The sequence below is a fragment of the Streptomyces sp. NPDC091282 genome (genome assembly GCF_044757385.1).
Lineage (GTDB): Bacteria > Actinomycetota > Actinomycetes > Streptomycetales > Streptomycetaceae > Streptomyces > Streptomyces gramineus.
In genome coordinates this window covers 576,757-597,348 of record NZ_JBIVUX010000005.1, presented here as the reverse complement: position 1 = coordinate 597,348, position 20,592 = coordinate 576,757, and the positions used below count along the sequence as shown (strand labels likewise).

General features: G+C 73.7%; 21 protein-coding genes. 11 read left to right on the top strand and 10 right to left on the bottom strand.

The features are described 5' to 3' along the window. Nucleotides 1-44 precede the first annotated feature (44 nt). Entirely contained in the window at nucleotides 45-260 is a 216-nt protein-coding gene (locus ACIQOE_RS26100; protein WP_351317206.1) for a DUF4177 domain-containing protein, read from the bottom strand. Between the two features lie 401 nt (nucleotides 261-661). Here ACIQOE_RS26100 and ACIQOE_RS26095 point away from each other — a divergent pair, with 401 nt between their 5' ends. Continuing rightward, a complete protein-coding gene (locus ACIQOE_RS26095; RefSeq protein WP_351317203.1) occupies nucleotides 662-868 on the top strand; it encodes a hypothetical protein in 207 nt (68 codons plus the stop codon). A gap of 43 nt (nucleotides 869-911) precedes the next feature. Continuing rightward, nucleotides 912-1,472 (top strand): CGNR zinc finger domain-containing protein, encoded by a 561-nt coding sequence (locus tag ACIQOE_RS26090; RefSeq protein WP_351317200.1) that lies wholly within the window; start codon nucleotides 912-914, stop codon nucleotides 1,470-1,472. Here the strand turns inward: ACIQOE_RS26090 and ACIQOE_RS26085 are convergent. Further along, a complete protein-coding gene (locus tag ACIQOE_RS26085; RefSeq protein ID WP_365569011.1) occupies nucleotides 1,417-2,058 on the bottom strand; it encodes a TetR/AcrR family transcriptional regulator in 642 nt (213 codons plus the stop codon). The genes ACIQOE_RS26090 and ACIQOE_RS26085 overlap by 56 nt on opposite strands. A gap of 122 nt (nucleotides 2,059-2,180) precedes the next feature. On the opposite strand from ACIQOE_RS26085, the gene ACIQOE_RS26080 reads away from it, so the two are divergent. Next, nucleotides 2,181-2,951: an SDR family oxidoreductase gene (locus ACIQOE_RS26080; protein WP_351317195.1), complete on the top strand. Its 771-nt coding sequence runs from the start codon at nucleotides 2,181-2,183 to the stop codon at nucleotides 2,949-2,951. Between the two features lie 37 nt (nucleotides 2,952-2,988). Here the strand turns inward: ACIQOE_RS26080 and ACIQOE_RS26075 are convergent, their stop codons facing one another. Next, nucleotides 2,989-4,125: a substrate-binding domain-containing protein gene (locus ACIQOE_RS26075; RefSeq protein ID WP_362640184.1), complete on the bottom strand. Its 1,137-nt coding sequence runs from the start codon at nucleotides 4,123-4,125 to the stop codon at nucleotides 2,989-2,991. A 358-nt stretch (nucleotides 4,126-4,483) separates the two neighbouring features. Beyond that, on the bottom strand, nucleotides 4,484-5,332 hold the full coding sequence (locus ACIQOE_RS26070) for an alpha/beta fold hydrolase (RefSeq protein ID WP_401414027.1): 849 nt from the start codon (nucleotides 5,330-5,332) through the stop codon (nucleotides 4,484-4,486). A gap of 298 nt (nucleotides 5,333-5,630) precedes the next feature. On the opposite strand from ACIQOE_RS26070, the gene ACIQOE_RS26065 reads away from it, so the two are divergent. Together ACIQOE_RS26065 and ACIQOE_RS26060 are read left to right on the top strand one after the other, a co-directional pair. Continuing rightward, complete coding sequence (locus ACIQOE_RS26065; RefSeq protein WP_351317186.1) at nucleotides 5,631-6,338, top strand: type 1 glutamine amidotransferase domain-containing protein; 708 nt, start codon at nucleotides 5,631-5,633, stop codon at nucleotides 6,336-6,338. A 7-nt stretch (nucleotides 6,339-6,345) separates the two neighbouring features. Further along, nucleotides 6,346-7,728 (top strand): NADP-dependent succinic semialdehyde dehydrogenase, encoded by a 1,383-nt coding sequence (locus tag ACIQOE_RS26060; protein WP_401414024.1) that lies wholly within the window; start codon nucleotides 6,346-6,348, stop codon nucleotides 7,726-7,728. Nucleotides 7,729-7,743: 15 nt separating this feature from the next. On the opposite strand, the gene ACIQOE_RS26055 is transcribed toward ACIQOE_RS26060, so the two are convergent. Both ACIQOE_RS26055 and ACIQOE_RS26050 read right to left on the bottom strand, forming a co-directional pair. Beyond that, complete coding sequence (locus ACIQOE_RS26055; protein WP_362640179.1) at nucleotides 7,744-8,253, bottom strand: DinB family protein; 510 nt, start codon at nucleotides 8,251-8,253, stop codon at nucleotides 7,744-7,746. Between the two features lie 76 nt (nucleotides 8,254-8,329). Continuing rightward, the gene (locus ACIQOE_RS26050; RefSeq protein ID WP_351317177.1) at nucleotides 8,330-9,121 is read right to left on the bottom strand and encodes a DUF4239 domain-containing protein; all 792 of its coding nucleotides are present in this window, start codon (nucleotides 9,119-9,121) and stop codon (nucleotides 8,330-8,332) included. A gap of 306 nt (nucleotides 9,122-9,427) precedes the next feature. On the opposite strand from ACIQOE_RS26050, the gene ACIQOE_RS26045 reads away from it, so the two are divergent. Further along, the gene (locus ACIQOE_RS26045; protein ID WP_401414022.1) at nucleotides 9,428-10,807 is read left to right on the top strand and encodes a phosphatase PAP2 family protein; all 1,380 of its coding nucleotides are present in this window, start codon (nucleotides 9,428-9,430) and stop codon (nucleotides 10,805-10,807) included. Nucleotides 10,808-10,893: 86 nt separating this feature from the next. Further along, a complete protein-coding gene (locus ACIQOE_RS26040; protein ID WP_401414020.1) occupies nucleotides 10,894-11,916 on the top strand; it encodes an FUSC family protein in 1,023 nt (340 codons plus the stop codon). 27 nt (nucleotides 11,917-11,943) lie between these two features. Here the strand turns inward: ACIQOE_RS26040 and ACIQOE_RS26035 are convergent, their stop codons facing one another. Next, nucleotides 11,944-14,061 (bottom strand): PQQ-binding-like beta-propeller repeat protein, encoded by a 2,118-nt coding sequence (locus tag ACIQOE_RS26035; RefSeq protein WP_401414018.1) that lies wholly within the window; start codon nucleotides 14,059-14,061, stop codon nucleotides 11,944-11,946. A gap of 282 nt (nucleotides 14,062-14,343) precedes the next feature. Between ACIQOE_RS26035 and ACIQOE_RS26030 the strand changes: the two genes are divergently transcribed. From ACIQOE_RS26030 to ACIQOE_RS26020, 3 genes are all read left to right on the top strand, one after another. After that, nucleotides 14,344-14,895, top strand: a complete 552-nt coding sequence (locus ACIQOE_RS26030; protein WP_365560709.1) for a DUF4232 domain-containing protein — start codon at nucleotides 14,344-14,346, stop codon at nucleotides 14,893-14,895. A 171-nt stretch (nucleotides 14,896-15,066) separates the two neighbouring features. Then, nucleotides 15,067-15,738, top strand: a complete 672-nt coding sequence (gene ribB, locus ACIQOE_RS26025) for a 3,4-dihydroxy-2-butanone-4-phosphate synthase (RefSeq protein ID WP_401414016.1) — start codon at nucleotides 15,067-15,069, stop codon at nucleotides 15,736-15,738. Then, nucleotides 15,729-16,418 carry an HAD family hydrolase gene (locus ACIQOE_RS26020; protein ID WP_401414014.1) on the top strand — a complete coding sequence of 230 codons (690 nt, stop codon included), beginning with the start codon at nucleotides 15,729-15,731 and terminating at the stop codon, nucleotides 16,416-16,418. Before ribB ends, ACIQOE_RS26020 begins: the two co-directional genes overlap by 10 nt. A gap of 171 nt (nucleotides 16,419-16,589) precedes the next feature. On the opposite strand, the gene ACIQOE_RS26015 is transcribed toward ACIQOE_RS26020, so the two are convergent. From ACIQOE_RS26015 to ACIQOE_RS26005, 3 genes are all read right to left on the bottom strand, one after another. Beyond that, nucleotides 16,590-17,237: a GPP34 family phosphoprotein gene (locus ACIQOE_RS26015; RefSeq protein ID WP_401414012.1), complete on the bottom strand. Its 648-nt coding sequence runs from the start codon at nucleotides 17,235-17,237 to the stop codon at nucleotides 16,590-16,592. 144 nt (nucleotides 17,238-17,381) lie between these two features. Next, the gene (locus ACIQOE_RS26010) at nucleotides 17,382-18,041 is read right to left on the bottom strand and encodes a response regulator transcription factor (RefSeq protein ID WP_351317154.1); all 660 of its coding nucleotides are present in this window, start codon (nucleotides 18,039-18,041) and stop codon (nucleotides 17,382-17,384) included. Further along, nucleotides 18,038-19,240 (bottom strand): sensor histidine kinase, encoded by a 1,203-nt coding sequence (locus ACIQOE_RS26005; protein ID WP_401414009.1) that lies wholly within the window; start codon nucleotides 19,238-19,240, stop codon nucleotides 18,038-18,040. Before ACIQOE_RS26005 ends, ACIQOE_RS26010 begins: the two co-directional genes overlap by 4 nt. A gap of 99 nt (nucleotides 19,241-19,339) precedes the next feature. On the opposite strand from ACIQOE_RS26005, the gene ACIQOE_RS26000 reads away from it, so the two are divergent. Beyond that, a complete protein-coding gene (locus tag ACIQOE_RS26000) occupies nucleotides 19,340-20,575 on the top strand; it encodes an acyltransferase family protein (RefSeq protein ID WP_401414007.1) in 1,236 nt (411 codons plus the stop codon). Nucleotides 20,576-20,592: the final 17 nt, after the last annotated feature.

The window sequence follows — 20,592 nt, the reverse complement described above, 5'->3', positions numbered from 1 at the left end:
CCCGGCCCACTGCGGGCCGGGGGGCGTTCCGTGTTCCGGCCGGGTCAGCCGCGCGGGCGCTCGAAGGTGAGCAGCAGGCCCTCGACGGCGCCGGGACCTATCCGGCCCTTGACGTCGGCGGCGGTGATGGCCTTGAGGCCCCAGCCGTCCTCGGCGTGCTTGTTGAGGACCTTCTCCAGCTTGTCGCTGTCCAGGGCGTCGCCGATCAGCGACTCCCGGAAGGTGACGACCTTGTACTCGTAGGCGTAGGCACTGCTCATGTCTGCGGGATCCTCCTGCCGGCGGGGCCGGGTCGGGACGGGTTGCCGGGGCCAGACAATCACCCCGGTGCGCCGCCGCACACCGCGGGACCGGAATTACCGGGCGGCCCTCGCGTCGCCGACGCCCCCGAGTCCGAGCGCGGGACGGCCGCCCGGCCCGCCGCACCCGCGAAACACGCTGCCCGGCCCGCCACGAACAGCCACTCGAGATGCGCGGCATCACCCGCTGAAGCGGTGATCAGAGAGCGCAGCCATTCTCGTCACCAGTCAAGACAGTGAACCGAAGAGGGGAAAATACCAGACACACCCTCCCCCTCTCTCGATCGTCACCCTCTTGACTGGTGACGCCGATCCGTGCGAACGTCACACCAGGCACGGTGCCGGACGAAGGGAGTCCAGTGATGGGGAGCCAGAGCGCAGAGGGCGTCACGGACAGCGCGGCGGCGGCACTGCGGCGGGCCCGGTTCGGAGCGCTGCCCGCACGCGTCCGCCACGAGGACATGGTCGAGGAACACCCGGCCGTCCCGGCCGACCCGGCCCGGTTCGCCTACGACCCCGAGGGATCCTGGGCGTCGTTCTCCTGCCTGGCCGCCGACCTGGGCCTGTGAGCCCGGCCTTGTCGGCGGCTCAGTCACCCGTCAGAATGGTGATGTGAACCTCGACCACGTCTTCGTCTGCGGAAACCCGGCCCTCGACTTCGCCGCCACGCTCCGGGCACGCCGTTCGGCGCGCTTCGAGATGTTCGTGACGCCGGACCGGCTCAACGCCTGGTACGTGGAGTCGGGCCTCGTCGACGCGGTCTCGCCCGGCGAGGAGGCCGACGTCGAGCAGGCGCGGGCCGTGCGCGAGGCCGTCTACCGGCTGGTGACCGCACGCCGGCTGGGCGAGGAGTACGACGGGGCGGCCCTGACCGTGGTCAACAACGCGGCGCGCAAGCCGCCGGCCGTGCCGCAGCTCACCCCCTCCGGCCGCTGGACGCAGGCGAGCCCGGAGGAGGCCCTCTCCCTGGTGGCGCGGCACGCCGTCGAGCTGCTGAGCGGGGCGGACGTGCCGCTGCTCAAGGAGTGCGAGAACCCGGAGTGCACCCGCACCTACATCGACCGCTCCCGCGGGATGCGCCGGCAGTGGTGCGGGATGGAGTCCTGCGGCAACAAGATCAAGGCAGCTGCGTACCGGGCCCGCAAGAAGTCCGCGCCCGCCCCGGCCCGCTGAGCCGCAGGTGCTCGATACCGGTGTCCAGGGCCGCCCTGAGGTGGGCCGAGTCACCGGTGGACATCATCAGGGAGACCCCGCCCTGGATGCCCGCCAGCAGCGCGGCGGACGTACGGCCGACGTCGAGGTCCGCTGACACCAGCCCGTTCGCCTGCAGCGCGCGGATGCCGCGGGCGAGTTGCTCCTGCCACTGCCGCATCAGCTCCGTGACGATCGCGCGCGCCCCGGGCGAGGACCGCCCGACCTGGAGGAACAGCGCGCCCAGCGGACACCGGTCGCCCTGGAGTTCGTAGCGCTCCACCACCACGTCCCGCCAACGCCCCCAGGACTCCCAGGAGTCCAGCCGGCCCAGGTGCGGCTGCTGGTCCTCCAGGACGCGGTCCGCCTCGTAGCGGGCCACCGCGAGCAGCAGGGCGTCCTTGCCGTCGGGGAAGTAGTGGAAGAGCTGGCTCTTGCTGGTGCCGGTACGGCCGCGGATGTCGTCGAGCGTGGTGCCGGCGACGCCGTGCGCACGCAGCACCTCGGCGGCACCCTCCACGATCCGGGCCCGGGTGGCCCGCCCCTTCGCGGTCAGCGCTTGCGCCATCCGACGCCTCCTGTGGGTCCCTCGGCCGTGCCGAACTTCTGGACTTGCCGGTCCATTTTACGCGACGCACAGTGGACCGCACGCCGCTCGGCACAGGAGAACGGAACGAGGGAGACGGCATCATGAGTGAACGGCTGCGGAACAAGACGGCCCTGGTCACGGGGTCGACCAGCAACATCGGACAGGCGATCGCGGAGGCGTTCGCCGCCGAGGGGGCACACGTCGTCGTGTCCGGACGCAACGCGGAACGGGGCGCACAGGTCGTGGCGGGGATCCGCGCCGCGGGCGGCCGGGCCGACTTCCTGGCGGCCGACCTGGACGGCAGCCCCGAGGCCTCCCGGGACCTGGCCGCCCGCGCCCGGCAGACCCTGGGCGGGCGGATCGACATCCTGGTGAACAACGCCGGCGTCTATCCGGCGCCGGGCACCGCCGCCACCGACGAGAAGACGTTCGACCACGTCTACGCGGTGAACGTGAAGGCGCCCTTCTTCCTGACCGCCGCGATCGCCCCGGAGATGGCGGCGGCAGGCGGCGGGGCGATCATCAACCTCGGCTCGTGGATCGCCCGGCTCGCCGTGCCCGTCGGCGCGCTGTACAGCTCCACCAAGGGGGCCATGGAGACCCTGACCCGGGCCTGGGCGGCCGAGTTCGGCCCGCGGGGCGTGCGGGTCAACGCCGTCTCGCCGGGCGTGGTCCTGCCCCCGAGCCCGCCCGGCACGGAACCCCACCCGGGCGAGGTCATGATGAAGGGCACCCCGGCCGGCCGGGTCGGCACGCCGGACGCCATCGCCCGTGCCGTGGTCTGGCTGGCCGGCGACGAGGCGTCCTTCGTGCACGGCACCGTGGTGGACGTGGACGGCGGCAGGACCGGGGTCGCCGTCGTCGCCGCGTAGCGGGCGACGGGCGACGGAACGGAGGCCGGTCCGGAGGTCAGTGCAGGCCGATCGCCGCGCAGTCCGCCGCGTACGCCGGGGTGCAGATCTGGGAGACGGAGTAGACGCCGTCCGCGACCACCGTGTCCTTGATGTTGTCCCTGGTGAGGGAGACCACCGGCACGAGGGTCGCCGGGATCTTCCGGCCGTCCGGTCCCGCGACCGTGTCGTGGGTGAGCGCGTCGTACTGGATGTCCTTGCCCTGGACCTTGTACACGGCCATCTGGGCGGCCTGGGTGGCCTCGTCCAGGAAGGACTTGTAGACGGTCATGTACTGCTCGCCCGAGACGACCCGCTGCACCGCGTCCAGGTTGGCGTCCTGACCGGTGACCGGCGGGATCCGGGTGGCCCCGGCCTTCTTCATCGCGTCGATGACGGCGCCCGCCATGCCGTCGTTGGCCGAGTAGACGGCGGCGATGTTCTTGAGGCCGACGGCCTGGATCGCCTTCTTCATGTTCGTCTCGGCGGCCACCGGCGACCACTTGTCGGTGTCGTACGCCTTGGCGATGCGGACCTTGTTGCGGAACTCGTCGAGGGCGCCCTCCTTGAACCGCGCCGTGTTCGGGTCCGCCGGGTCGCCGTTCATCATCACAATCTCGCTGGTCTCCGCCTTGCTGCCGAGCGCCGTCATGATGGCGCGGCCCTGGACCTCGCCGACGAGTTCGTTGTCGTGGGAGACGTAGGCGTCGACCGGGCCCCGGGCCAGCCGGTCGTAGGCGATGACGGGGATGCCGGCGTCCTTCGCCCTGCGGACCTCAGGCTCGATGGCCTTGGCGTCGACGGCGTCCACCAGGACGATGTCGACCTTCCGGTCCACCATCCGCCGGAACTGCCGGCTCTGGGTGGCCGGGCTCGCCTCGGCGTTGGCGTAGAGGACCTTGCCCTTGCCGTGGGTCAGGGAGGCGACCTCCTTCGTGAAGATGGGGTGGTCGAACGTCTCGAACCGGGCCGTGTCCTTGTCGGGCAGGAGCAGACCCACCGTGATGTCGTCGCCCTTCGCCGAGGGCTCGGAGTCACCGCTTCCGCCGATGGTGTCGACGACCCCGCACGCGCTGAGCGCGAGGGCGGACACGGCGGCGGCCACGGCCAGGGCGGCACGGGTCACGGGGGTGCCGTGGAGGACAGGAGCGCTCACATCAGGCGCCTTCCGAGTGGGGGGAGCATCATGCGCAACCGATGATGTGAAGGAAGCAAACGCGGAGCGGCCGGGCGCGTCAAGCCGCGCGGGCGCCGCGGCCGTTGGGCGGCGCGCCGCGCGACGCAGCGGCAATCCGGGGCAGGACGAGCGTCGTTGCTGGTCAGAGCGGCATGATCGGGACGGTGTGTGCGAGGCCGCCGAATGTGCGGGTTTCGTCGCCCCGGGGACGGGAACCGGTGAAGGTCCCGTGAAGTGCGGGCACTTCGCTTCCGCGATCGCCGTGGGCGGCCCTGTCATCCGGGTGGCGGTACGGGGCGGGACCGGACCGCCGTGCCCGCCCTGCCGCCCGCGGGTGCTAGTGCTGCTGCTGACCGGAGTCCCGGGCGGCGCTCACGATGAGTGCGGTGACCTCCTGGGGGTGCGAGATCAGGGACACGTGCGAGGAGTCGATCTGCACGGTCTTGCGCGCGTGGGCGCGCTTGGCCTCGTACCTCTCCAGGCTCGGGTTGATCGCCCGGTCCTGGTTGCCGACGAGCACGTAGACCGGCTTGGTGCGCCAGGCCGCCGCGGTGACCTTGTCGGTGAACGCGGACTGGGCGATCGGGCGTTGCGTCGACGCGAGGACGGACGCCTGCTGCTGCGAGAGGTCCTGGGCGAAGGTCGCGCGCAGCTTGGCGGGCTGGATGTACACGTCCGTGCCGGTGGTGCCGTCGCCGTTACGGAACGGCACCGGCTGGAACGCCTTGGTGAGCGGGACCGCCGGGAACTTGGCGGAGAGGCTGGAGAACGACTCGCCCTTGTCCGGCATGATCGCGTTGATGTAGACGAGCGCCTTGACGTTGTCGAGGCCGTCGGCCGCCTGCGAGATCACCTCGCCGCCGTAGGAGTGCCCGACCAGCACGACCGGACCCTTGATCGTCTTCAACAGGCTGTTCAGATACGTGGAGTCCTGCGGTATGCCACGCAGCGTGTTGGGCGGAGCGATGACCCGGTAGCCGTCCCGCTGGAGGCGCTGGACCACCGCGTTCCAGCTGGACCCGTCGGCGAACGCCCCGTGCACCAGCACCACCGTCGGCTTCTGCCCGCCCGGCGCCGCGGCGGCGCCGTCCGCCGCGTGCGCGGGCACCACGGTCAGGGCGGCGAGCACCGACACCCCGAGGGCCAGTCTGCCCTTGCCTGATTTCAAGATCCCAGAGGCGGTCATGTGCGTCCACTTCCTCGGCGTACGAATTCCTCGGCGTACAAAGCGAAAAGGGAGGACCGGGAGGTCGGGTTTCGGGATTAGATCAGCGTAGTCCCGTATCGACGGCGGTCAAACCGGAACCGGCGCGCGGCGGACCTGCACGCTCAGCGGACCTGCGCGGATAGCAACGGACCGCGGACAGGCCGTTATCAGGCGGCGGGAAAACGCGGGGGAATCCGTCACGAGTTGCTGCCGTCGGGCGGCCCGCTCAGAATTGAATTCATCTGCTCAATTCGTCCGCGCACCTCCGGAGTTTCCCATGGCCAAGATCCTGTGCGTGCTGACCGGCGCGAGTTACTGGACCCTCAAGGACGGACACCGGCACCCGACCGGCTACTGGGCCGAGGAGTTCGTCGCGCCCTACAGCGTGTTCACCGCCGCCGGACACGAGGTCACCGTGGCAACTCCGCACGGTGTCGTCCCCGTTGTGGACACGATGAGCCTGGAGCCGCGCATGGCGGGCGGCGAGGAGAACTCCCTCCAGGAGGAGGCCGTCATCGAGTCCGCGGACGAACTGCGCCACCCCGTCCCGCTGCGGGACGTGCGCCTGGAGGACTACGACGCGGTCTACTACCCCGGCGGACACGGCCCGATGGAGGATCTCGCGGTCGATCCGGAATCCGGCGAACTGCTGCGCAGGGCGCTCGCGTCCGGCAATCCGCTCGGCATCGTCTGCCATGCCCCGGCCGCGATCCTGGCCACCCGCGACGAGAACGGCGACACGCCGTTCGCGAACTACCGGCTGACGGGATTCTGCAACGAGGAGGAGGCCGGCGTCGGTTTCGCCGACAAGGCCAAGTGGCTGCTGGAGGACGAGCTGAAGAAGCTGCCGACCGAGTACTCGCGGGGCCCGGCGTGGGAGCCGTACACGGTCGCGGACCGCAACCTCTACACCGGCCAGAACCCGGCGTCCTCGGGCCCGCTGGCCCAGGAACTCGTCGAGGTGCTGGCCGCCGCGGACAGGTGAGTGAACCATGGCCATCGCAACGACCAGCCCGGTGACGGGCCAGGTGCTCAGGACCTTCGACGAACTGACCTCCGAGGAGCTGGAGGACCGGCTCGCGCGGGCGGCGGCCGCGGCCGCCACGTACCGGCTGACGAGCGTCGAGGAGCGGGCGCGCTGGCTGCAGCACGCGGCCGAACGCCTGGAGAAGGAGGTCGAGAGCGTCAGCCGGATGATCACCGAGGAGATGGGCAAGACCTTCCGCGCGGCGGAGCAGGAGGTGGCCAAGTGCGTGCACGGGCTGCACTTCTACGCCGCCGAGGGCCCCGGTTTCCTGCGCGACCTGGACGGTGACGCCGAACGCGTGCAGGCGAAGCAGACGTTCGTGACGTACCAGCCGATCGGTGTGGTGCTCGCCGTGATGCCGTGGAACCTGCCCCTGTGGCAGGCCATGCGGTTCGCGGCGCCCGCGCTGACGGCCGGGAACGTGGGCCTGCTCAAGCACGCCTCGAACGTGCCGCAGTGCGCCCTGTACCTGGAGGAGCTCTTCCGGGACGCGGGCTTCCCCGACGACGTCTTCCAGACCCTGCTGATCTCCTCCGGGCGGGTGGAACAGGTGCTGCGCGACCCGCGGGTGGCCGCCGCGACGCTGACCGGCAGCGAGCCGGCGGGCCGGTCGGTGGCCTCGATCGCCGGTGACGAGATCAAGAAGGTGGTCCTCGAACTCGGCGGTTCCGACCCGTTCATCGTCATGCCCTCCACCGACCTGGACCGGGCCACCGACGTCGCGGTGAAGGCGCGGTGCCTCAACAACGGGCAGTCCTGCATCAACGGCAAGCGGTTCTTCGTCCACCAGGACATCGGCGAGGCGTTCCTGGAGATGTTCGTCGCGAAGATGGGCGCGCTGACGGTGGGCGACCCGATGGACGCGGGCACCGACGTCGGTCCGCTGGCCACCGAGTCGGGGCGCCAGGACGTGGCGGCCTACGTCGACGACGCCGTGAGCAAGGGGGCGACGGTGCTGCTGGGCGGCCGGATCCCGGAGGGGCCCGGCTGGTACTACCCGCCCACGGTGCTGACCGACATCACCCCGGAGATGCGGATGTACCACGAGGAGGTCTTCGGCCCGGTGGCCCAGGTGTGGACGGTCGCCTCCCTGGAGGAGGCGCTGCGGGAGGCCAACGGGCATCCCTACGGCCTCGGTTCGAACCTGTGGAGCGAGGACGAGGCCGAACGCGAGCTGTTCGTCCGCGACGTGCAGTCCGGCATGGCCTTCATCAACGGCAACACGACCAGCTACCCCGAGATCCCCTTCGGCGGCGTCAAGCGCAGCGGCTACGGCCGGGAGCTGTCCGACCTCGGGATGCGCGAGTTCATGAACGCCAAGACCGTCTGGATCGGCGCGGACGCCTGACCCGCGCGGCAGGACTCAGGCCCCCACGGTCCCGTCGATGCCCTCCCGGAGGAAGTCGGCGTGGCCGTTGTGGCGGCCGTACTCCAGGAGGACGTGGGTCATCACCATGCGCAGCGACACCTCCTCCTGCCAGCGCGGCTGGTATCCGGCGACGTCCAGCGAGGCGGCCTCGCGCTCGATGCGGCGGGAGGCCGCCACCTCGGCCTCCCAGGCGGTGAACGCCTCCTCGCGGGTCGACGCGCTCGCGTCGTATGCCGCCTGGAAGTCGATCTCGTCGGACCACACCATGGGTGCGTCGTGGTCCTCGAACACCCGCCGGAACCAGGCCCGTTCCACCTCCGCCATGTGCCGCACCAGACCGAGCAGGCAGAGCGTGGACGGGGGCATCGACCGCCGCCGCAGCTCCTCGTCGGTGAGCCCTTCGCACTTCATGGCGAGGGTGGCCCGGTGGTAGTCGAGAAAGGCCCGCAGCGTCTCGCGCTCGCCGCCGAAGGCGGGCGGTCCGGTACGTGTGTCGCTGGTCACCGGCAACTCCTCATCCGTTCCGTGGTCCGCGGGCGGGACCGCCCGAGGCACGGACCCCACTCTGCGACCATGATCCTCACGGGGTCCAGTACCTGGCGAGGGCCCCTTCCCGGTACGGGGCAGGACTGACGCTGAGATCGCCGGCGAAGGGGCGGTCCAGGACGAAGACCAGCAGCAGGCTGAAGCCGACGAGCCCGGCGACCGAGGCGACGAACAGGATCTGCACCCGCAGCTTGCGCATGCCGTACAGGAACGTGAGCGGGACCAGGACCAGCGCACCGCCGACGGCCAGCACCTGCAGCAGCGGCGGGAGTTCCTGGCGGGCCATGGTGATGCGGGCCCGGCGCTGGGAGGCCACGTCGTCGAGGTGGCCGACGGCCTGCTCGTAGAAGACCTGCTCGCGCTCGTCCTTCGGGTCGTAGGCCTGCAGCACCCCGAAGGCGTCCTGGAGGTGGGTCTCGGTGGCCCCGTAGGAGGGGTGGCCCGCGCGCATCCGGGGCCACTGGTCCTCGACGACCGCGTGCACGTAGCCGCTCATCGTGGCCTCCAGACGCGTGCGCACCGCGGCCGGGAACGAGGCGGCGTCGCGGGTGATGAGCGCCGCGTCGGTGGCCTCGGACGCGACGATGGTCTGGGTGTCCTCCAGCTGCGTCCACAGGGTGACGATCACGAACGCGAGGATGATGCCGTAGATGGCGCCGAACATGCCGAGCGTCACACCGACCATGTCGTTGTGCTCCCCGCGGGCCAGCGACGGGTACCTGCGGCGCAGCAGCACACTGCCCGCGACGGCCAGGCCGACGGTCCCGCCGACGGTGAGGACGGCCAGCGTGAGGGTGCTGAAGTGATTGAGCAGCCAGAGCGACATGACCGCGGAGTCTAGGCCGGACAGACCACCGCAAAATGCCCAACTCCGGTGCCTGCCCTGCTCGTACGGGACGAGGTTCACACCACCGGGTGAGCGGCCCCGGCGGGGCGTCTGTGCACAACCTGTGGACCCCCTCTGGTCCCCCGCCACGCGAGGGTGAACAATCCGGGAGTCTTTCCTGAACGAGACCGGAACCCGGCAGGCGCTCCTTCCGTCTTCCCGGATCGGGCAGGTGTCGTCGTCTAGCGAATCGGCCGGAAATTGAGATCCATACCATCGCGGGGTCCTTCGCGAACGAGCGACGGGATGCCGCTCACCCGCCGGCACCGGGCCGGTGCGGGACTCTGGGCCGCGGCCGGGGTCACGGCCCTCGGCTTCCTGCTCGCCATGGAGATCGCGGCACGGCACTACGGTCTGCCGGGCCCGCTCACCAACCAGGCGCGGGAGGCGGTCTTCGCCCCCAAGTCGGGCTTCCTGCTGTACGCCGGCATGGCGCTGATGATGACGGTGCTGACCTGGCGGCAACGGTTCGTCGCACTGGCCGCCGCGATCGGCATCGACCTCGCCGTCGCCGCGCTGCGGTGGGCGCTCGGCGTCCAGGTGACCGACGGCCACCCCTTCGGCAACGGCGCGCTGTGGGTGATCCTGGGCACCGCGGTCCTCGCGGTCACCCGGCGCACCGGCGACGAGCGGGTCCTGCTGCTCAAGGGCGCGGGGCTCGGCCTGCTGCTGGTGACCGGCCGCAAGACCGGCGACACCTGGCTGCTCCTCACCTCCAAGACCCGCCCGACGGTGCTCGACCAGTACGTGGCCACCGCCGACCACGCGCTGGGCGATCCGTCGTGGCTGGTGGGCCGGCTCGTCACGGCCACCGGACCGGTCGGCTTCAACCTCCTCGACATCGTCTACGGCCAGCTCGCCGTGGCCGCGGTCGCCGTCGCGCTGTACCAGCTGCGCCACGTCGCGGTCGAACGGCGCTTCCCCCGGCACCACCTGGTGCGCACGTTCCTGGTGATCGGCCTCCTCGGACCGGCCGTCTACCTGATCTTCCCGGTGGTCGGGCCGGTCTTCGCCTACGGCACCGGCGTCGAGCACTGGGCCTCGGTCAGCCTGTGGCCGGAGGCGCCGGTCGGCGGCGGCCACGACCCGGGCCACTGGGAGGTGGCCGACCTGTGGCCGCACACGATGCCGGCCGTCGACACCCCGCACGGCATGCCGTTCGACGGGTTCACCCCGCGCAACTGCATGCCCAGCCTGCACACCGCCTGGGCCGTCGCGATCTTCATCCACTCCCGCAGCGGCCCCCGCGTGCTGCGCTTCGCCGGCGCGTTCTGGCTGGTCGCCACGCTCACCGCGACGCTGGGCTTCGGCTACCACTACGGCGTGGACCTCATCGCCGGCGCGGTGTTCACGCTCACCGTCGAGGCGGCGCTGCGCTCGTTCGACCGCGGCTGGGACCGGCCCGGACTCCGGTTCGTCGGCTACGGCACGACCGTCTTCGTCGCGCTCCTGGTGTCCTACCGCTGGCTGCCGCTGGAGATGGCCCGCTACCCGTGGGTGGCCGGACCGCTCCTGCTGCTCGCGCTCGCCTCGGCCGTCTACGGCTACCTGCGCACCCAGCGCGAGGCCGTGGCCGAGCCGCCGCTGACACCCCGCCAGGACCTCCAGCCGGAGGCGACGCACTGAGCCGTGTCCGGTCAGCGGCGCCGCCGGGTGACACGCGGGGGCGCCGGCACCGGAGCGCGGCGGGGCGCGGTGCCTAAGGTGGGCGGGTGACAGGCGTTTCGCCGTGGACGCGGGTGCGCTCCAGGCTCTCGGCACAGGGGCCGACGGCGGCCCGGATCCTGGTGATCGCGCTGTTCTGCTGGCAGACCGCGCTGTGGGCCGGTGCCGAACAGCCGCCGGTGTTCGCCGCCATCGTCCCGCTGCTGTGCCTGCGCGGCGACTCCGCTTCCTCGATGACGGCCCTGCTGCTGCGGATCCTCGGCGTGATGGCCGGCGTGGCCCTCGGCGTGACCGTGGTCCACTTCTTCCGCCCCTCCACCGGCGTCCTCGCCGTCGTGCTCGGTCTCGCCCTGCTCTGCGGGACCGTCATCAGCTCGGGCACCACGCTGAACGTGCAGGTCGCGGTCACCTCGCTGCTGGTCTTCGCCAACCCCTCGCCGGAGTCCTACGGCTTCGCCCGGCTGTGGGAGAACGCGCTGGGCGGCGCGGTCACCGCCGTCCTCGCTCCGCTGCTGTGGCCGCGCAACCCCCGCCGGGAGGCGGCGACGCTGGCCCGCCGGTACGCGGACGACCTGGCGGCGGGCCTGGTCCGCGGCACCCGCGCGATCGGCTCACCGGACGCCGCGTACGCGAACCGGGCGTACACGCAGGCGGAGGCGGCCAGGCTGCGGGAGTACGGGGAGCGGGCCGGGGAGGCGCGGAAAGCCATGCGGTTCAATCCGCTGCGCCGCCGCCACCGGGCCGAGGTCGCGGAACTGGGCGACCGGATCGGCCGCGCCGCCCAGGCCGCGCCCCATGTCCTCGCCCTGGCCGCCGAGGTGGACTTCTTCACCGCGCGCGACGGGCCCACGGCGGTCCTGTCCCGGGCCAGGACCCGTCTCGTCCCGGTCGCCGAGGCCACCGCGGGCGCCCTGCGGGCCCTGCTCGAAGGACGCGACCCGGGCCGGGACGCGGCCGCCGCCCGCGCCGCGCTGGCCCGGTACAAGGAGGAGGACCCCGAGCCGGTGGCCGTGCTGCTGCGCCGACCGTTCACGAAGATCCTCGACCTGTGCGCCGACCCGCACGGCTGACGGCCGCGCGTCCACGTCCGCGTCCGGTCAGCCGGGGCCGTCCGGGCCCCGGGAGAAGGCCGTGTCGCCGGCCGTCGCCACGATCGCGTCCCCGACGAGCAGGACGTGCGGCGGGTAGTCCTGTGCCTTGTCGCCGGGGTCCGCGAGCGCGGAGGTGCGCCACAGCGCCGCTCCGGTCCGGCTGTCGAGTGCCAGCAGCCGCCCGAACCGGTTGGCGAAGTAGACCCGCCGGTGCGACGCCGACACCGCGGGCGCGGACAGGCTCTCCACGTCCGTCACCTTCTGCCACAGCTGCCGGCCGCTGTCCGCGGACACCGCGGTGACCACCCCGTCGGAGCGGACGAAGTAGACGACGCCGTCCACCAGGGTCGCCGCGCCGGTCAGCGGATGCGCGAGCGGTGTCCGGGTGACCTGCCCGGTCTCCGTGGACACCAGCAACAGCGCGTCGTACGGCCGCTCGTACCCGGATTCGTACACGTCCTTCGCGGTCTGCGGGGCGAGGAAGAGGGGCCGGCCGCCGACGGCGCCGAGCGCCGGCGCCTTCTCGGGGAGCGTGGCGACCTCGGTGAAGCCGCCGTCCTCCGGCTTCATCAGCTCGATCGGGGCCTGTCCGGGCTCGGTGCCCCGTGAGCACAGGGCCCAGGGCTTGCCGCCCAGCGCCACCGGAGTGCAGTACTCGTCCAGCGAGGGCGCCCGCCACAGCTCCTTGCCGGACGGGCCGTAGGCCACGAACGACGCGTAGTCGGGGGACAGGGTCAGCAGTCCGCCATCGTACGGGACGGCCTGCTCGGACTTGCTGATGTCGCGCTGCCACCTGCGCTGCCCGGTGGCGGCGTCGAGGGCCACCACGCGCCTGATCCTGTCGTCCGGATCCTCGTACACGTAGACCAGGCCGTCGCGGACGCCGATCGGCCGCGTCCCCTGCGGGCGGGTGCCGGCCCGCCACAGGACACGGCCGGTGGCCGCGTCGACCCGGGCGGCCGTGAACCCCGTGCCGCCGCAGAACAGGGCGTCTTTTGACGTCACGCAGCCGGGGCTGTCGTAGTCGAGCGGGACGCCCTTCACGTCGTACCGCAGCTTCGTCGTCCACGGCCGCCAGCCGTCGGGCAGGTCGGCGGCACGGGCGGTGGCGCCGGGGGCGGCGGTCCCGGCGGGGGCGTCAGGACCGGACAGGAGGACCCCGGTCACGGCGCACAGCACGGTGAGGACCAGCGCGGCGAGGCCGGCGAGCAGCATGCGGGTCCGACGGCGGAGGCGCGGGTCCGCGCCGGTGCCGGTCTCCACGACCGGGTCCGGTACGGGGGCGGGGTGCGGGACCGGGGCGGGGGCGTCGTCGGAGTCCGGGAGCGCCTGGAGCATCCGCTGCACGTCCGTCAGTTCCGGGCGGGCGGCCGGGTCCTTGTCCAGGCAGCGCTCGACGATGGCCAGGAACGCGCCGGGCACCCCGGCGAGGTCCGGAGTGCCGTGCACCACCTGGTAGCCGGTGATGTACGGGCTGTCGGCGTCGAACGGCCCGGTGCCGACGGCCGCGAAGACCAGCAGCGAGCCGAGCGAGAACACGTCCGAGGCCGGGGTGACGTCCCGCGGGGCGGCCAGTTGCTCCGGCGACATGAAGGGCGGGGTGCCGATCATCCGCCCGGTCGTGGTGAGGCTCTGGTTGTCCGCGGCGCGGGATATGCCGAAGTCGATGACGCGCGGACCGTCGTCGGTCATCAGGACGTTGCGCGGTTTGAGGTCCCGGTGCACCAGGCCCGCGCGGTGGATGTCCCGCAGCGCCTCGGTGAGCCCGAGCCCCAGCGCGCGCAGTTCACGCCCGCTCAGCGGGCCGCTCTTCTCGACGACTTCGGCGAGGTTGGCCCCCGGCACGTAGAGCGTCGCCATCCACGGCCGCTCGGCGTCCGCGTCGGCGTCCACGACGGGTGCCGTGAAGGCGCCGCTCACCCGGCGCGCCGCCGCGATCTCCTGCCGGAACCGCGTCCGGAACTCCTCCTCCTCGGCGTACGGCCCGCGCACGAGCTTGACCGCGACCCGCCGTCCCGAGGCGGAGACCCCCAGGTAGACGACTCCCATGCCGCCCGCCCCGAGCCGGCCGAGAAGGGTGTACCCGCCGATGGACTCCGGGTCCCCGGGGCTCAGGGGCGTCATCGCCGACCGTCCTTCCGAGCGCCTGTCTGCCTCACGGGGATCAGCGTAGGGCCTGCCGCCGCCGGGACGGAGCCGCCCACCAGCGTGTCCCGTCCCGTCAGGCGTTCCAGGAACACCGCGTCGTCGCAGGTCAGAGTCGGTGTCCGCGTTCCAGCTTCCCGAACCGCCGGTCGGTGATGGCGCGCGGGACGGCCCCCGGCACAGGCTTTGAACGTCCGAGCACGACAGCGTCCGGACCTTCAGATCCGCATCTTCCGGATATTCAGAGAAAGCAGCTCTCTCATGCGCGTTCGCTCCCGTTTCGCCTCCCGCACCGCCGCCTCCTCCCTGGTCGTCGCCGCCGCCCTCGCGGCCGTCGGCGTCCAGGCCACCGCGCAGACCGCCTCGGCCGCCACCGCCAAGAAGGCCGCCTCGGTCGTCACCTGCACCACGGCGAACACCAAGCTGACGGTCACCCAGGTGTCCCGCCCGATCAACCACCTGCTGCTCAAGGCCACCAACACCGGCACCAAGCCCTGCTACGCCTACATCGCCCCCTTCCTGCGGGCCGGCGCCGACGCCCAGGCGCCGCTGGCCTGGGCCGACGAGACCACTCCGCAGGCCGTCGTGACCCTCGAACCCGGCGCGTCGGCGTACGCGGGCATCACGACGTCCAGCCCGGAGGGCGAGGGCGGCGCCAAGGAGAAGACCCTCGGCGTGATCTTCACGGACCGCAACGGCCACGCGCTCAACGGGGAGAAGACCCTGACGCTGCCCGGCGGCGGTGTCTTCTTCAACAGCGCCGCCAACGTCACCTACTGGCAGGACAACGCCCAGGACGCCCTCGCCTGGTAGCCGCCGGCCGCCCGCGGCCCGTACGGAAGCGCCGGGGCGCACCGGAGCGCTCCGGACGCCCCGGCCTGCGGCCGTCGTGCCGCACGCGCCGCCGTGCCCGGCCTCAAGTCGGCGCCGCGGGCCGCCGATGCATCCCGCAGGAACGCTTGAGCCGGGAAGGGGCTGGTTCCTGTGACGTCGGTTTCGGTGCCGCGGCCACCCGCGGAGCGCGACACGGTGGCCGCGGCCGTCGACGAACTGCGGGCCGGGCGGCCCGTGATCGTGACGGACGACGCGGACCGCGAGGACGAGGGAGACCTCGTCATGGCCGCCCAGTTCGCCACCGCCCGGACCATCGGCTTCTTCGTGCGCCACACCAGCGGCCTGATCTGCGCGCCGCTGGCGCCCGAGGTCGCCGACCGGCTGGAGCTGCCGCTGATGGTCCCGCCCGCCCCGGACACCGGCGCGGGCCCGCCGGACACCACCGCGTACACCGTGTCGGTGGACGCGGTAGGCACCGGCTCGGGCATCTCCGCCGAGGACCGGGCCCTGACCCTGCGGACCCTGGCCGACCCCAGGACCCGGCCCGCCGGGCTGATCCGCCCGGGGCACGTGTTCCCGCTCCGGGCCCGGCCCGGCGGGACCGCCGAACGCCGCGGGCACACCGAGGCCGCCGTCGACCTGCTGCGGCTCGCGGGCCTGTCGCCGGTCGGCGCGATCAGCGAGGTCTGCGAGGACGACGGCTCGCTGGCCCGCTCCGGCCGGCTGCGCGCCTTCGCCGCGGAGCACGGGCTCACGCTCATCTCCATCGAGCAGCTCGCGCCCCGTCCGCACCTCGGCGACCGGGCGACGGCGTGGCCGTGACGCACCGCGCGACCGTCTTCGACCTGGACGACACGCTCATCGACACCGCCGGCGGCTGGGCCCGCGCCTGCGCCGCGTTCTGCGCCGGCCACGGCCACCGGTGGAGCGCCGCGGACACCGCCGCGCTGCACGGCAACGGCGGCTGGGCGTCGTACGTCGCCGGCCTGTGCGGCGGTACGGCCGACGCCGCTGACGTCGTCGAGGCCTGCACCACCGCGATGGTCGGCGAGCACGCCGCCGGTCTGGTGCGGGCGCTGCCGGGGGCGCTGGAACTCGTCCTCGAAGCCGAGCGGCACGGCCCGGTCGCGGTGGCCACCGCCAGTCCGCGGCGCTTCGTGCACGCCGTCCTCGACGGCCTGGGCCTGACCGACCGGCTGGCCGCCGTCGTGTGCGGCGAGGACGTGGTGCGGGCCAAGCCCGCGCCCGACGCCTACCTGCGGGCGGCCGCGCGGATCGGCGTGGAGCCCGCAGGCTGCCTCGCCGTCGAGGACTCCCCGAACGGCATCCGCGCGGCGGCCGCCGCGGGCATGCGGGTCCTCGCCGTCCCGCGCGACGGCATGCGCCTGCCCGCCCCCGTCGCCCGCCTGCTCACCGCGCGGGCCCGCACCGCCACCGACGCGCTGCCCCTGCTGCGGCGCCTGGCCGGTGCCGGGCGGGAGCCGGAGCCGGTGCCGCGCTGACCGGCGGCGCGGGCCGTCACGACGGGGCACCCGCTGCGCGGCGCCCGCGGGCCCGGCGGGTACGGCGGTCCAGCCGGCGGCCGGGCACGCCAGGACCGTGGTCGGTCGTCGTAGGTTCGAGGTCGTGCGCATCGTCTCCCCCGTCGCGGTGTGGTCGGTGCCGGTGGTGGTTCAGCTGCCGCCCATGCCGCCCTGGGCGGCGATCATGGTCGTCCGCAGTCCGCGCACCGCCGTCTCCAGGCCGGGCGCGACGGCGCCGAGCCGTCCGGTGAGGGCGTCGATCCGGGCCCGGTGGGCCCGGGTGTCGCGGCGCGGGGCGACGGACGGGACGTGACCGGCCGCGGACAGCACGACCAGGGCGGCGTCGGCGGCGTCGACCTCGGCGGCCGGGCCGGTGGCGTGCAGGACGGCCGCGGCACGGGCGGTGAGCGCCCGGACGGCCGCCGGGTCCGACACGGTCACGCGGCGGCGGGCGAACGGGCCGGCGCGCTGGTCGACGCTGACCGGGCCGAGGGCCGCGAGCCGGTCCTCCACGGCCCGCAGGGTCCGTTCGCGGTGCCGCCGCACGAGCGTCTTCCAGCCGTGCGGCCGGCCGGCGGCCTCCCGCAGGACCTCGTCCAGCACCGGGTCACCGGTCGGCGCGGCCTCGGCCGCGCGCCGGACGGCGCCGTCGTCGTCCGGCACGAGATGCCCGCGCAGAGCGAGTTCGACGAGGACGGCGGCCCGCACCAGGAACCCCGTCCTGCGGCGGTCGTAGGGGCCGCGGGCCGAGGCGTCGTGGGCGAGCAGATACATCCGGTAGGGCAGCGCGTCGGTCATGCCTTCGACGCTAGGCCCGGCGCGCCCGCCGCAGATCGGCCCCGGGGACGGACCCGCGATGGGCGCCGGGACCCAGCGCGCGGGAACGTCATCCTCAGGGAGGAGACGAGCCCCCTTCCGGGCCGGCCGCCCGTTTCGGGATGGTCAGGGGCGACGCGGGCGGACCAGTCCGCGGTCGTAGGCCGCGACCACGGCCTGGACCCGGTCGCGCAGCCCCAGCTTGCGCAGCACCGCGGAGACGTGGTTCTTGACGGTGGCCTCCGACAGGTCCAGCTCCCGCGCGATCTCCGCGTTGGACAGCGCCTGCCCGACCAGCGTGAGCACCTCGGTCTCCCGCGGCGACAGGCCCTCCAGCCCCTCCGCGGGGGCCGTGCGGGGCGCGGTGCGCAGCAGGTGGTCGAGCATGCGGCGGGTGACGCTCGGCGCCAGCGGCAGGCCTCCCTCGGCGGTGCGCCGGATCGCGTCGACCAGTTCGGCGGGCCGGATGTCCTTGAGCAGGAACCCGCTGGCTCCGGCCCGCAGCGCGGCCGGCACGTGCTCGTCGACGTCCCACGTGGTCAGCACCAGCACCCGGGCCGCACCGCCGTCGGCGACGATCCGCCGGGTCGCCTCGATGCCGTCCAGGACCGGCATCCGTACGTCCATCAGCACCACGTCGGGGTGCGTCCGGCGCACCAGCCGCACCGCCTCGTCCCCGTCGGCCGCCTCGCCGACCACCTCCAGGTCGTCCCGGGCGTCGATGATCATGCGGAATCCGGTACGGACCAGGGCCTGGTCGTCGGCCACCACGACTCGGATCGTCATGTCGAGCCCTCCCCGGGCGGTGTCGTGCCCCCGGCGGCCACCGCCGTGTGCCCGGTGGGCAGGGTCGCGTGCACGCGCCAGCCGCCGCCGTCGAGCGGGCCCGCGCGCAGGCTGCCGCCCAGCAGCGCCGCCCGCTCCCGCATGCCGGTGAGGCCGTTGCCCGTGCCCGGCAATGCCGTCCGCGGCCGGGGGCGCGGGCGGCCGTCGTCGACCACCTCGACGTCCACCGCCGCCGCGCCGAGGCGCACCGACACCCGCACCTCGGCGGCGCCTTCGGCATGGCGCAGCACGTTGGTGAGCGCCTCCTGGACGATCCGGTAGGCCGTGAGGTCCACGGCAGCGGGCGGACCGTCCCCGGCGGCGTCCCCGGGACCGTCCCGGCGTACGACGACGGACAGACCGGCCGCCCGTGCGGTGTCCGCCAGCGCGTCCAGCCGGGCCAGCCCCGGCGGCCCGGCGCCGGGCTCGGCCGCCGGCCCGTCGTCCCGGAACGCCCGCAGCAGCCAGCGCAGTTCGGTCAGGGCCGAGCGTCCCACGGCCTCGATGTCCCGCAGCGCCTGCCGGGCCTGTTCGGGACGGGCCGTGAAACCGTCCTCGGCGGCGCTCGCCTGGATCACCATCACGGACACGGTGTGCGCGACCACGTCGTGCACGTCGCGTGCGATGCGGGCCCGTTCCTCCGCCACCGCCCGCCGCGTCTCCGCCGCCGCCCTGGCCCGCCGCGTCCGGTACAGCTCCCCCGCGGTCCAGGCCAGCGCGACGGCCAGCAGGTAGAGCGGCAGACCGAGGCCGCCGCCGGCCAGCGGCGCGAGCGGCGCCGGCACGCACAGCGCCGCCGCACCGCGCAGGGAGGTCCGCCGGGGCCGCGTCGCCGCCAGCGCGCACAGCGCGACCTGCGCGGCGAGCAGCGCGCCCGTCAGGGTCACTGCCGGGAACAGCGCGAACACCGCGAGGCCGGTCACCGCCGTCACGCCGAGCACGGCCGCCGGACGGCGCGGGACCCACCGCAGCGCACCGAACTGGAGCACGGCCAGACCGGCCGCCAGCGCCGTCCGCCGGTCCGCTCCGGCCGCCGCCGACGCCACCGCGCCCGCCACCGCGACCGCCGGCACGACGAGGGCCCCGACCGCCGGGCCGAACGCGCCGGCGGACGGCGCACCCGGCCCGCGCCACCGCCGCCGTCCCGGTTCCCGAGTCACGCGTCCCACCGTAGCGACCCCGCCCGGTCCACGGCGCTGACCTGCGGGGAACCGGCGCACGGGTGTGGTCGCGGCCGGCGGGGGCAGACGGCGCTCATCATGAGCACCCTCCATCGGAGCACCGCGGACGGGACCGCCCGGCTCGGATCCGGCGCGCGCGGGGCGCCGCCCGACGTGCCCGCGGACCGGGGCGCGGGCGGCGGCCGGGGGTTCGCACCGGCGCTCGGCGGCGGCGGGCGGGTGACCGGGCTGGACGGGCTGCGGACCGTCGCGGTGCTGCTGGTGATCGTCTACCACGTACGGCCCGACCTGGTGCCCGGCGGCTCGGTGGGCGTGGACGTGTTCTTCACGATCAGCGGCTTCGTCATCACCCGGCTGCTGGTCGCCGAGTACGCCCGTACCGGCGGGATCGGCCTGTGGCCGTTCTACCGGCGGCGGTGGCTGCGGCTGATGCCGGCCCTGCTGGTGATGTGCGCGGTCACCGCCCTGCTGTCGCTGGTCCTTCCCCTGCCGCTGTTCCACGGGACGTGGGTGGCGGCGCTGCTGGCCGCGGGTTCGGTGGTCAACCTGGTGCGGGCCGGTGACTCCGCGGACCTCACCGCGCCGCTCGGCCACACCTGGTCGCTGGGCGTGGAGGAGCAGTTCTATCTCGCCTGGCCGCTGCTGCTGCTGGCGCTGCTGCGGCGCTCGGCTCCGCGCGTGGTGCTGGGCGCGGTCGCGGCGCTGTGCGTGCTGCCGGTGCTGTGGCGGACGGTCCTGTGGGACCCCGCCGCCGTGCACCGCATCTACAACGGGCCCGACACCCGCGCCGATCAGCTCCTGGTCGGCGCCCTGCTGGCCCTCGTCCTGGCCCGGCTGCGCGCCGACGACCCCCGCCGGGAGCGGCTGCGCCGGTGGGCGGGACGGCTCTGGGCGCCGGCGGCCGCGCTCCTCGCGCTGATCGCCTGGCGGATCCCGATCACCGAGACCGGCGGCTGGAGCCCCCTCTGGTACACGGCCGGATTTTTGGCCGCCGCCGTGCTGTCGGCCTGCGTGGTGGCCGCGCTTCAGCTGTGCCCGCGGTCCCCGCTCTCCCGCCTGCTGTCGCTGTCGGGGCCCGCGTGGATCGGCCGCAACCTCAGCTACGGGATGTACCTGTGGCACTACCCCGTCCTGCGGCTCCTCCACGACCTCGGCGTACCGGGCGGCCTGCTGCTCCCGGCGGGCCTGGCGGCGACGCTCGCGGTGGCCCTCGCCTCGTACGCGCTGCTGGAGCGGCCGCTGCTGCGGCGCGGCCGGGGCCGGATGCGCCGTCTGGAGCCGGTGGACGTCGCGGCCCGCGCACCGGTCGGGTGACCGGCCGCGGGCCGTGG